The sequence below is a fragment of the Rhizobium sp. PDO1-076 genome (assembly GCF_000247475.1).
Classification (GTDB): domain Bacteria; phylum Pseudomonadota; class Alphaproteobacteria; order Rhizobiales; family Rhizobiaceae; genus Allorhizobium.
Genome location: NZ_AHZC01000041.1, coordinates 1 through 11,707, shown reverse-complemented (window position 1 = coordinate 11,707; position 11,707 = coordinate 1). Strand labels below are relative to the sequence as shown.

The 11,707-nt window shown below is 62.4% G+C and carries 12 protein-coding genes; 3 read left to right on the top strand and 9 right to left on the bottom strand.

Translation table 11 applies throughout. The annotated features are described in order from the left end of the window. Positions 1–605 (bottom strand): TlyA family RNA methyltransferase (locus tag PDO_RS03665; RefSeq protein ID WP_007597976.1); only part of this gene is annotated, 605 nt, incomplete at its 3' end. Positions 606–1,134: 529 nt separating this feature from the next. Here PDO_RS03665 and PDO_RS03660 point away from each other — a divergent pair. Next, entirely contained in the window at positions 1,135–3,054 is a 1,920-nt protein-coding gene (locus PDO_RS03660) for a HAMP domain-containing methyl-accepting chemotaxis protein (protein ID WP_007597975.1), read from the top strand. 206 nt (positions 3,055–3,260) lie between these two features. On the opposite strand, the gene PDO_RS28515 is transcribed toward PDO_RS03660, so the two are convergent. Then, the gene (locus tag PDO_RS28515; RefSeq protein ID WP_192814348.1) at positions 3,261–3,512 is read right to left on the bottom strand and encodes a hypothetical protein; all 252 of its coding nucleotides are present in this window, start codon (positions 3,510–3,512) and stop codon (positions 3,261–3,263) included. Between PDO_RS28515 and PDO_RS03655 the strand changes: the two genes are divergently transcribed. Further along, positions 3,454–5,526: a methyl-accepting chemotaxis protein gene (locus PDO_RS03655; RefSeq protein WP_007597969.1), complete on the top strand. Its 2,073-nt coding sequence runs from the start codon at positions 3,454–3,456 to the stop codon at positions 5,524–5,526. The two genes, PDO_RS28515 and PDO_RS03655, sit on opposite strands and share 59 nt — an antisense overlap. Before the next feature lie 89 nt (positions 5,527–5,615). Here PDO_RS03655 and PDO_RS03650 read toward each other — a convergent pair whose 3' ends face one another. From PDO_RS03650 to PDO_RS03640, 3 genes are all read right to left on the bottom strand, one after another. Next, a complete protein-coding gene (locus tag PDO_RS03650; RefSeq protein ID WP_007597967.1) occupies positions 5,616–5,861 on the bottom strand; it encodes a DUF2188 domain-containing protein in 246 nt (81 codons plus the stop codon). Between the two features lie 24 nt (positions 5,862–5,885). Beyond that, the gene (locus tag PDO_RS03645; protein ID WP_007597965.1) at positions 5,886–6,227 is read right to left on the bottom strand and encodes a hypothetical protein; all 342 of its coding nucleotides are present in this window, start codon (positions 6,225–6,227) and stop codon (positions 5,886–5,888) included. A gap of 153 nt (positions 6,228–6,380) precedes the next feature. Next, positions 6,381–6,983 (bottom strand): superoxide dismutase, encoded by a 603-nt coding sequence (locus tag PDO_RS03640; protein ID WP_007597963.1) that lies wholly within the window; start codon positions 6,981–6,983, stop codon positions 6,381–6,383. Between the two features lie 194 nt (positions 6,984–7,177). Here PDO_RS03640 and PDO_RS03635 point away from each other — a divergent pair, with 194 nt between their 5' ends. Beyond that, positions 7,178–7,495, top strand: coding sequence for a hypothetical protein (locus tag PDO_RS03635; RefSeq protein ID WP_007597961.1), 318 nt, complete (start codon positions 7,178–7,180; stop codon positions 7,493–7,495). Positions 7,496–7,501: 6 nt separating this feature from the next. Here the strand turns inward: PDO_RS03635 and PDO_RS03630 are convergent, their stop codons facing one another. From PDO_RS03630 to PDO_RS03615, 4 genes are all read right to left on the bottom strand, one after another. Then, a complete protein-coding gene (locus PDO_RS03630) occupies positions 7,502–7,843 on the bottom strand; it encodes a YkgJ family cysteine cluster protein (RefSeq protein WP_007597959.1) in 342 nt (113 codons plus the stop codon). Positions 7,844–7,853: 10 nt separating this feature from the next. Further along, positions 7,854–9,053 (bottom strand): MFS transporter, encoded by a 1,200-nt coding sequence (locus PDO_RS03625; RefSeq protein WP_244426336.1) that lies wholly within the window; start codon positions 9,051–9,053, stop codon positions 7,854–7,856. Between the two features lie 84 nt (positions 9,054–9,137). After that, on the bottom strand, positions 9,138–11,057 hold the full coding sequence (dxs, locus tag PDO_RS03620; RefSeq protein WP_007597955.1) for a 1-deoxy-D-xylulose-5-phosphate synthase: 1,920 nt from the start codon (positions 11,055–11,057) through the stop codon (positions 9,138–9,140). A 91-nt stretch (positions 11,058–11,148) separates the two neighbouring features. Then, the coding region (locus PDO_RS03615) for a pirin family protein (protein WP_007597948.1) at positions 11,149–11,707 on the bottom strand (559 nt) is incomplete at its 5' end.

Sequence of the window (11,707 nt, the reverse complement as noted above, 5' to 3'; positions counted from 1 at the left end):
TTCAGCAGGCCGGCCTTGCTGATCGCCTCGCGCCCGGCCTCGAATTGCGGCTTGACCAGAAGCAGGCAGTAAGCACCCGTCTCGGCAAGATCGAGTGCCGGCACAAGGGCCAGCTTGAGCGAGATGAACGAGACATCCGAGACGATGAAATCGATCTCCCGGTTGTCGATATCGTCCGGCTCCATGTAGCGGGCGTTGAGGCCCTCGATATTGGTCACACGCGGATCGGACGCCAGGCGCGGATGGAACTGGTCGTGTCCGACATCCACGGAGGTCACATGCGCGGCCCCGCGCTTCAAAAGCACTTCGGTGAAGCCGCCGGTCGAGGCGCCGACATCGAGGCAGTCGCAGCCTTCGGGCGACAGGCCGAAATGATCGAGCCCGGCAACCAGTTTCAGTGCGGCGCGCGAGACATAGTCCTGCGCCGGATCGTCGATGGTGAACGTATGCGTGGCGGCAAACACCAGGCTCGGCTTGCTCACCACCTTGCCGTCAACCTTGACGGTTCCGCGCTGGATGGCGTCGCGGGCGCGCGAGCGGCTGGCAAAAAGGTCGAGGGCGACCAGCAACTGGTCGAGGCGTTGGGGCTCGGGAAGATCTGTCATGCCCCGTCAATGATCCGACAGGGCCTTCGGCGCAAGTCTTTTGTGCCATTGCGGCCCGCTGGCGCGTCGCATTTCTGTCCCCGCCGGTGCTGGACACTTGTAGGGCGCGTCAAATTCTGGTTAATTAGCGATTAATTAATAAAAGGACTCTAATGTGCATTCAGGCCTGCACATCCGGATCTCCTCCTTCCGCCAGCAGACCTTGTACAGCATGCAGCCTGCGGAACCTCCTCCTCCCGGACCGCAGACACGCAGAAGCCCTCCGGTTTCGGGCCCGGAGGGCTTCGGCGTTTTTGGCGCTGTTCTGTGGTTTTGATGAGGGTATCCGTTTCGCTGCCTGCTCACCTGCTCACCTGCTCACCTGTCTGCCTTGCCTAAGCCTCGGTGAAGGCTTGTGAAACAGGCGAGGGTAAGCGTTAGGTAACTCTAAATTAAATCAAATGTATTTTATTGAATGCCGAAGCATGAGGGCCGATGACCGGCCGGATGAGGGACATGACATCCCGGTTTCGCCATCGGAGTGTCGAGAATGAAACGCCCAAGCATCAAAGTGGCCATCGTTGCCATGTTGTCTGTCATCACGGTCCTGATCGCGACCCTGTCCTTTGTGTCGCTAAGGGGCATCGGCTCCTTGAACGGCAACACCCGCGAGATCAGTGGCTACTGGATCGAGCGCCTCGTTGTGGCCCGCACCATCAAGGGTGATTTCAACCTCTTGCGCCTCGCTTTCGCGAAGGAACTTCTGGCGTCCTCCATAGATGAGCTCGCACTTGAAACAGATGGCGTCAGCCAGATGGAAGCGGAGCTTGCCAGCGCGATCAAGACATATGAAGGCGGTGTTCGCACCGAACGCGGGCGTGAACTGATCACGCGGTTCAAGCAGTCGTTGGCTGCCTATGACAAACTTGGCGAAGAGCTTCACGCCCTCAAGGAAGCCGGCAAGGACCAGGAAGCCATTGTCCTGTTGAAGACTGGAATGGCCGAAGCCGCGGGCAAGGCCAATGCCGATGTGGACGCGCTGGTTGCTTTCGTCGTCGAACGAGTTCGCGATTTTGCCGCCCAGAGCGAAAGCGCCTACCAATCCGTTCTGGTCTGGACCATTGCGATTGCCAGCCTGGCAATTTCGGTCGCGATCGCTGGTGTGCTGTTTGCCGTGACCGGTATCGCCAACCCGATCCGCCGCATTGCCGCCTCCATGCGTGTTCTGGCCGGCGGCGATCTTGCAGCGGAAATTCCCTTTGGCGGGCGTGCCGATGAGATTGGCGATATGGCTTCGGCCGTCGAGGTCTTCCGCCAGGCGGGCCTCGCCAACAAGGAACTGGAGCGCAAGGCCGAGGAAGCGCGTGCCCGTGAAGGCGCGCAGGATGCCGAAAGTCGCCGTCGCGCTGCCGAAGAGGCAGAAAAACTGCGCTTTGCCACGGCGACGCTCGGCGACGGCTTGAAGCGTCTGGCGGATGGCGACATTTCCTTCCAGCTGACCGAGACCTTTGCCCCCGAATACGAGCCCTTGCGCCAGGATTTCAATGCCTCGGTACAACAGCTGGGCAAGACAATCGCCTCCGTGCTGGATACCGTGCACAGCATCGACAACGGCACCCGCGAGATTGCCTCGGGCGCCAATGACCTGTCCAAGCGCACAGAACAGCAGGCGGCAGCACTCGAAGAGACAGCCGCAGCCCTGGACCAGATCACCGTCAATGTCTCGAATTCGTCCAAGCGCACGGAGGAGGCCCGCTCGGTCGCCATCCTGGCCAATGAAAACACGACGAAGTCCGTGGAAGTGGTGTCCAACGCCGTTGATGCCATGCAGCGCATCGAACAGGCCTCCAGCCAGATCGCCAACATTATCGGCGTGATCGACGAGATCGCCTTCCAAACCAACCTGCTGGCGCTCAATGCCGGCGTTGAAGCCGCCCGTGCCGGTGAAGCGGGCAAGGGTTTTGCCGTTGTCGCGCAGGAAGTCCGGGAACTCGCCCAGCGTTCGGCCAATGCCGCCAAGGAGATCAAGGGTCTGATCCAGAACTCCTCGGCCGAGGTCGACAACGGCGTGAAGCTAGTGCGCGACACCGGCGTCGCCCTCAAGGCGATTGGCGATTATGTCTCGCAGATCAACCATCTGATGGACGCCATTGCCACCTCTGCCCGCGAACAGTCGACGGGTCTGGCCGAGGTCAATACCGCCGTCAACCAGATGGACCAGACGACGCAGCAGAATGCCGCCATGGTCGAGGAATCGACGGCCGCATCCGCCACGCTGGCCCAGGAAGCCGGACGTCTGCGCAGTCTTGTCGGCCAGTTCAAGCTGTCGGGCCAGGGCTCGGCCGCACCGGCCATCGCCGATCGCGGCTATTCCAGCACATCCGCTACCCGTGCACCGGCCGCCCCGGTCCGGCGCGCACCGACAGTACAGGGCAATCTCGCCGTCAAGGAAGAGTGGAGCGAGTTCTGATCGCTCTGACGACGGAACCACACCGCTGAAAACGCTCCCTGGTCTTGAACTGACCGGCGAGCGTTTGGCGTTTCTGCAGGTGGTGATCGGCATGACACCGGATGCCGAAAACCGGACTTACGACATCGCAGATGCAGGCGGCGGACGTCGCCGCGACCTTGCGTCGGGGCATTTTTTCGATTGTCCCCAGTCTGCCTTGACAGTCGTCAAACCTGAGCGGCGACGGTAACGCCTTGTAAAGTCGTTTGAGCAAATATCCGCCCGATCGAAGAGAACCGGCGGCCTCCTACGCGCGTCATGACGTTCGCGCTTGCCGGAATCGGATCATGGACCCGCACTATCGGCGCACGTTTTGTGCCGCCCATGCCCGCATTCCGCGCGGGCCGGAAGGTTTCCGTTATGTCATTTAAAGACCTGTCTTTGAGCAAGAAACTGATCTTGACCTTCTGCGCCATCATGGCCGGTTGCTTTATTGCCTCACTGGTTGTCCTGCTGCAGGCCTACGGCGCCAAGTACGCCTCGCGTGATCAGGATCGCTCGCAGCGTATCGTCAATCTCGTCGACACCGCAGTGACAGCCATGCTCGAACAGGCGGTCAACCAGCGCGGCTTCCTGCTCGTGCGCAGTGACAGCACGCTCAACGCAGTCTCGGCTGAACGTCAGGCGCTGAACAAAGCGATCGACGAAGCCAAGACCGTGGCCGCCGGCGAGCCCGATGTCATCCGCTCGCTTGACGCGATGCGCGCATCTGCCGACAGCTATGCCGGCGAAGTCGTCGATCCGCAGATGCTTGCCGCCAAAGGCAGCGATACGCCGCTCGCCGAGATCCTTGCCATCGGCCATAAGGAGACCGGCGGTCAGCTCGACCAGTTCCGCAAGGCCGCAGCCGACATAAAGACGCAGCTTGCCACCCGCACTATGCAAAACAGAGAGGCGCTCGAAGCTGCCCACCTTCAGCTCGAGCTTGCGCTTTTCCTCGGGTCTGCGGTCGCCGGCGTCTTTGCCATTGGCCTCATCTATCTTCTCGCCCGATCGATCGTCACGCCGATTACCGGCATGACGGAAGCCATGACCAGCCTTGCTGCCGGCAACCACGCCATCGACGTTCCGGCCGTCGATCGCGGCGACGAGGTTGGCAAAATGGCCAAGGCCGTTCTGGTCTTCAAGGATGCGGCGATCGAAAGTGCCCGCATGGCCGAGGAGCGCCAGTCGATGCGCCAGCAGGCCGAGGCCGAGCGGCTGAAATCCGAGGCTGAAAAGGCTCGCGAGGCCGAGGAAGTCGGATTTGCCATGGGGCAACTGGCCGAAGGCCTCTCGGCGCTGGCCAACGGTGATGTCGTCTTCCGGCTGGACAAGCCTTTTGCCGCGCGCCTCGACAGCCTGCGCGGCAATTTCAACGACTCGCTCGACAAGCTTCAGGCCGCACTGCATTCGGTCGGCGCCAATGCCCAGGCGATCAATGCCGGCGCTGCCGAGATCCGCGCTTCGGCCGATGATCTCTCCAGGCGCACGGAGCAGCAGGCAGCCTCCGTCGAGGAAACGGCGGCGGCCCTCGAACAGGTCACGACCACGGTCAAGGATACCGCAAGGCGCGCCGAGAATGTCGGTGAGCTGGTGGCGCGTACCCGTACCGGCGCCGAGCGCTCCGGCGATGTCGTCCGCAATGCGGTCCAGGCGATGACCGAGATCGAGAAATCGTCCGGGGCGATTGGCAACATCATCGGCGTCATCGAGGACATTGCCTTCCAGACCAATCTGCTGGCACTGAATGCCGGCGTCGAGGCGGCCCGTGCTGGCGAAGCCGGCAAGGGCTTTGCCGTGGTTGCCCAGGAAGTCCGCGAACTGGCCCAGCGCTCGGCCAATGCGGCCAAGGAGATCAAGGGCCTGATCTCCAATTCCACCACTCATGTCGGCAACGGCGTGTCTCTGGTCGGCGAAACCGGTATCGAGCTGGAAAAGATTGTCTCGGCCGTGCAGGAAATCAGCCAGCATGTCAGCGCGATCGTGACAGCGGCCCGCGAACAGTCGACCGGCCTGCATGAAATCAACACCGCCGTCAACGCGATGGATCAGGGCACGCAGCAGAACGCCGCCATGGTCGAACAGCAGACGGCGGCCTCGCATTCGCTGGCCGCGGAGGCAGACTCGCTGAATACGCTGCTTGCGCAGTTCCGCCTTGGCCAGGGCCAGCTTGGACAGGGCCAGCGCGGACAGGGCCAGCGCGGACAGGGCCAGCGCGGACAGGGCCAGCGCGGACAGGGCCATGCTCCCTCGGTTCGTGCGTCCACCGCAGTCTCTCGTCCCGTTGCACCGGTTTCGCGCAGCGGCGCGCCGAAGCTTGCCTCTGCTGTCCATGCGGCGGCCCCGTCGCCGGTAACGTCGCCGGCCCGGGCTCTGGCCAGCAAGCTCGGTCGCGCCTTCGGTGGCGCCGCAGCTCCGGCCCAGCCGGAACAGGAGTGGTCGGAGTTCTGATCTGGCGCGACCATGTCGCAAATCCACAGTACGAAAAGACCCGGCGCGCAAGCGGCCGGGTCTTCTTTCATTGCAGAAGATGTCAATCGCTACACGACGTCGACGACATCCGTCTGGGGGCGGTCGGCACCATCGGCATGTTCGTGATGCCAGTTTCCGGCCTCGTCCTGCCAGCTGATCTCGGCGTCGCCATCGGCCAGTTGCTGCGCACCCGCTGCCTGCCTTGCGGCTTGCACGGCTTCAGCATGTGTCGCAAAGGCCTCGGAATAGACGGTGCCCAAGCGGTAGGCGTAGCCTTCGTCATGGGCAACGACGTGGTAGGTGACCTTGGCCATGGCGGATCTCCTTAGAGCCTGGGGTTAGTGCCAGGACCAGCGGCTGTCGCGTGGCGCCGGCGTGGAGGTGGCGACTAGATAGCCGATCAGGCCACCGATGATGCCGATGGTCAGCAGGGCGGTCGAGGTCGCGGTCGGGTGGCGTCGCACGACACCGGCAACGCTGCCCGCGCCATCACGGGCGTAGTCGACAACCGCACTGGCTGTCCGGGTCGCGCTCTGCGCCGCGGTCTGCGCGACATCAGACGCCTTGTTGCGAAGGTCGATACCCTTGCGGCTGGCCTGCTGGGCAATAACGTCCTGCAGTTCAGTCATCTGATCGCGCAATTCGCGCAGTTCTGCCTGGAGAGCTGAATTCGTGGCCACGGTAGATCCTTTCACGGTTGTTTCGGATTTCGGAGAGGAAACGCCAGCACCGTGAAATTGTTCCATCGACCACGACCACCCGTCGCCTGCAGAGACGCAAAAGCCCGACACGTTTCCGTGCCGGGCTCGTCTGCATGAATGAATTCTGTCGAATTACTTCGAGGCAGCTTCGTACATTTCCAGCACGTAATCCCAGTTGATCAGGCTGTCGACGAAGGCTTCGAGATACTTCGGACGGGCGTTGCGATAGTCGATGTAGTAGGAGTGTTCCCACACGTCGACGCCGAGGATCGGGGACGCGCCGTGAACCAGCGGGTTCTCGCCGTTCGGGGTCTTGGAGATTTCCAGCTTGCCGTCCTTGACGGAGAGCCAGGCCCAGCCGGAGCCGAACTGCGTCGTGCCGGCGGCGATGAAATCGGCCTTGAACTTGTCATAGCCACCAAGGTCGCTGTCGATTGCGGCCTGCAGTTTGCCGGGCAGGGTCTTGCCGCCGCCGTCCTTCTTCATCCAGTTCCAGAAGTGGATGTGGTTGTAGTGCTGGCCGGCATTGTTGAACAGGCCGGCATTCTTGCCATAGGACTGCTTGACGACCTCTTCCAGCGACAGGCCTTCAAGGCCCGAATCCTTCAGCAGGTTGTTGCCGTTGGTGACATAGGCCTGATGGTGCTTGTCGTGGTGAAACTCGAGAGTTTCAGCCGACATGAACGGGCCGAGCGAGTCGTAGGCATAGGGAAGGGCGGGCAATTCGAAGGCCATGGTGGTATCTCCTCTTGGCAAAAGATTGCGTTTTGGCAGGTGACGGGAACATAGGTGCGGAACAGGGGTGAGGCAACCGCAGATCCGCTAAAATCGGTACGCGAGCGGAAAGATTTGTCTCGGCCTTGCCATGTTTTGCGGCAATGGTTTAGCCGGAGTCATACGGCTCGAGTTTTCATCCGAAGGAATATGAAATGTCACGCTTCACGCTTGTTTTCGCAATGGCTTTTGCAACATCCGCCACGGCTTATGCGTCATCCGACACCGCTTGGGCGGACTTCGCCAAGGACGTCTCCACCAAGTGCCTCGAGGCTGCCAAAGGCAGTCTTGAAAAGCCGTCGGTTGTCGTCGATCCCTTCGGCACCGAGAGTTATGGCGTGGCGATCCTGAATGGCAAGGCAGTCGGTGCGGACGCCAGGGTCAGCTACCTCTGCGTCTACAACAAGCAGGACAAGACAGCCCAGATCGGCAGCGAATTGCCTGCCGACAAGCTCGGCGTCACCATCCCCTGACAGGCTCTATTTGAAATAGACATCGGGCTCCGGTAGCCCGTTCAGGCTGAAGCCGAATTCGGCCCGGGCGATCTTGCATTCCTCGTCGCCCGGCATGCAGGTCCGACAGACATGCGGCCGGACCATATAGACGGAACAGCCGACATGTTTGCCGACTTCGCCGGTGAGCGCGCAGCAGCGGCCGTTCTCGAACTTCATCCCGCTTTCGTCCCTGGCGACCATCGCCTCGGGAATCGCCGCAAGCTCTTCGTCGCTCTCCAGCGAAAAGCGCGGCCAGTCCGCCGAATAGGCGCAGCAGGCACCGCAGCTCTGACAGTCGAAGATCTCCGGGGGCGAGGTTTCAAGCATCAGCCCCGCCTCAGTTCCGCTGCCGGATGCGCAGCAGGTTGACCGCAAACACGAAGGTGAAGACCAGCATCAGCAGGCCGGTAAAGACCGGTCCCGCATCGATCGAGACAAGATCCATCGTGGCACCCGTGGCGCCGGAGCCGAAGGCGCTGCCGATTGCATAGGACAGGGCAAAGACGGCGCTGCCCGACACCAGCAAGCCACCGCGGAAGCGCTCCCCCAGCAGCGTCAGGCTGGCGGTATAGAGCGAGAAGCTGGCCGCGCCGAGAATGGAGACGGCAACCAGCAGGCCGGCCTGCGATGTCATCAGCGGCAGGGCCAGGAAGGCGAGTGCGGCAATCAGCGAACCGGAGACCGCCACCACCGGCCGCGACACCCGGTCGAGCAGCCAGCCGACGAACGGCTGCGCGATCGCCGTCGGCAGGGCGACCATGGTGACGACGAAGGCGGCGAAATTGGTCGAATAGCCACGCTCGACGAAATAGAGCGGGATCATCGAGATCGCGGCGATGTCCGAAAAACCGAAGGCAAGCACCATCAGCGTCAGGATCGGCGCAAGCTTGACGAAGGTCACGAGTCCGCCCGCCTGCGACGCCTCCGGCTTGGTCTTGGCGTAGCGTCCGAGCATGACCGAGGCGAAGGCGACAAGGGCGACATAGGCAGCCGTCAGCGCAAAGGCGAAGCCGCCTTCGATGCCGATCAGCGGAATGGCGAGTGGCCCGGCGGCAAAACCGGCGCACATGCCGGCGCTATAGGCACCGGAAACCCGCCCGCGTATCCGGTCGGGACAGGCCGTGTTCAGCCAGGCTTCGCTGACCGTGTAGATGATGCTGGTGCAGAAGCCGAGCAGGAAGCGCGCGGCAAACCACACCCAGAGCTGGTCGAATACGGAAAAGGTCGCAAGTGCGACCGACACGCCGCAGAGCGAGGCGATGATCAGCCGGTCGCCGCGCATCCTCCGCGTCAGCGTGCCGATCATCAATGTCGAGGAGGCAAGCCCGAGCGCAAACACCGACGCATTCAGCCCGGACATCGTCGAGGATACGCCACGGCTTTCGAGGATCAGGGCAATCAACGGGTAGGTCAGGCCCTGGCCGACGGCAAAGGCAGTAACCCCCAGGATGACGACGCCGATCGCCGCCCAATCGGGCGCGAAGTCCTCCGCTGTCGTCAATGTGTGCATGGTGACCTCCAGGGCGCCTTTGGGCACCAGTTCATCCTCGCCTGAATATCCGGGCGGCAAGGGGAAGTCCAGCAGGAGGCCGAACCGTCGCGTTCCAGTCAGCGGGATGCATCACCCCGCCGCGTTCACCCCGGCTTGGGTTTCGCCGAGCGCTGCAAATACGGTCTGGAGAATGCCGGCGGCATCGAGGCCGGCCTTGGCATACATCACCTCGGGCTTGGCCTGATCCATCCAGTAGTCCGGCAGGACCAGCGAACGCATCTTGAGGCCGCCATCGAGCAGGCCTTCATTGACCAGAAGGTGCACAACCTGGCTACCGAAGCCGCCGACGGCGCCTTCCTCGACGGTGACCAGCACCGCATGTTCCCGGGCGAGGCGCCGGATCATGTCGACATCGAGCGGCTTGGCGAAGCGCGCGTCCGCAACCGTTGTAGATAGGCCTGCCGCGTCGAGATCTTCGGCGGCCAGCAGGCAGTCGGCAAGCCGGGTGCCAAAGGACAGCAGCGCCACCTTTGTGCCTTCCTTGACGATCCGGCCCTTGCCTATTTCGAGGATCTCGCCGCGCTCGGGCAGCGCCACGCCGACGCCTTCGCCGCGCGGATAGCGGAACGAGATCGGGCCGTCGTCATACGATGCGGCGGTGCGCACCATATGCTTCAGCTCCGCCTCGTCGGCGGCTGCCATGACCACGAAACCGGGAAGCGACGCGAGGAAACCGGTGTCGAAAGAGCCGGCATGGGTCGGCCCGTCGGCGCCGACGAAGCCGGCACGATCGATCGGGAAGCGGACCGGCAGACCCTGGATCGCCACGTCATGCACGACCTGGTCATAGCCGCGCTGCAGGAAGGTCGAATAGAGCGCACAGAACGGCCTGAAACCTTCGGACGCAAGACCGGCTGCAAAGGTCACGGCATGCTGTTCGGCGATGCCGACATCGAAGGTGCGCGTCGGGAAGAGTTCCTGCAGCTTGTCGAGGCCGGTGCCCGATGGCATGGCGGCGGTGATGCCGACGATCTTCTCGTCAAGCGTCGCTTCCTGCACCAGGGCATCGCCGAACACGGCGGTATAGCTCGGCGCGTTCGGCTTGGCTTTCGCCTGCGTGCCGGTGATCACGTCAAACTTGTTGACGCCATGATATTTGTCGGCGGCGGCTTCCGCCGGCGCATATCCCTTGCCCTTCTGCGTCACCACATGGATCAGAACGGGGCCCTGCTGGTTGTCGCGCACATTGCGCAGCACCGGCAGCAGGTGCTCGAAGGAATGCCCGTCGATCGGGCCGATATGATAGAATCCCATCTCTTCGAACATGGTGCCACCGGTCACGTAGCCGCGCGCATGTTCGACGGCGCGGGTGATCGCCCGGTCGATATTCTTGCCGAGATAGGCCGTCAGTTTCTTGCCGATGTCGCGGATGCCCATATAGGTCCGGCCGGAGGCAAGACGCGCCAGATAGGCGCTCATTGCGCCTGTCGGCGGGGCGATCGACATGTCGTTGTCGTTGAGGATCACGATCAGCCGGGCATCGAGCGCGCCGGCATTGTTCAGCGCCTCATAGGCCATGCCAGCCGACATCGCGCCATCTCCGATCACCGCGATCACCTTGCGGTCGGTCTGCGACAGGTCGGCGGCCACGGCCATGCCGAGACCGGCGGAAATCGAAGTGGACGAATGCGCAGCGCCAAAGGGATCGTATTCGCTCTCGGCGCGCTTGGTGAAGCCGGAAAGCCCGTCCTCCTGGCGCAACGTGCGGATCCGGTCGCGGCGCCCGGTCAGGATCTTGTGCGGATAACACTGATGGCCGACATCGAAGATCAGCCGGTCGTCGGGCGTGTTGAACACCTTGTGGATGGCGATGGTGAGTTCGACCACGCCAAGTCCCGCACCAAGATGCCCACCGGTCTTCGACACGGCATCGATCATCTCGTCGCGCAGCTCGCGGGCGAGCTGCGGCAGATCACGATCATCGATGGTCCGCAAATCGGCAGGCAGCTTGACCGTGTCGAGAAGGGGTGTGTCGGGCAGGGATGTCACGGGCTCATGCCTCTTCTAGTCGTCGTTGGATGCGCGATATCATTCCCGCAAGAAGAGGGCAAATCGCTGGCACCAAGTCCTTATATAGACATCAACGCCCTTCCGGCAAAGGCACAAACTCCTCTTCGTCGCCCGGAACGATATCGAAGCGCCCGGTTCTCCACTCCTCCTTGGCCTGTTCTATGCGTTCCTTCGACGAGGAAACGAAGTTCCACCAGATGAATTTCTGCGAATCCATCGCAGCACCACCGAACAGCATGACATGACAGCCCTGGGCGCCACCCACGAGCGTGATCTCGTCTCCGGCCCGGAAAACCAGCAATTGATCGGCGGCAAACCGGTCGCCGGCGATCTCGATTTCGCCTTCAAGCACATAGAGCGCCCGCTCTTCCTGCGTCGCATCGAAAGGGAACCGGGCATGGGGCTGCAGGGTCAGGTCGACATACATCGTCTCGGAAAACGACTTGACCGGCGACGTTATGCCGCCCATCGAACCGATCACCACGCGCCCGGATGCGCCCTCAGCGCTAAACAGCGGCAGCTCTGTCTTGGCCGTATGGGCAAAGGCCGGATCGATCTCCTCCATCCGCTCCGGCAGTGCCAGCCAGGTCTGCAGGCCGGAAATCGACAAAGGGTGGCCGCGCAGGTTT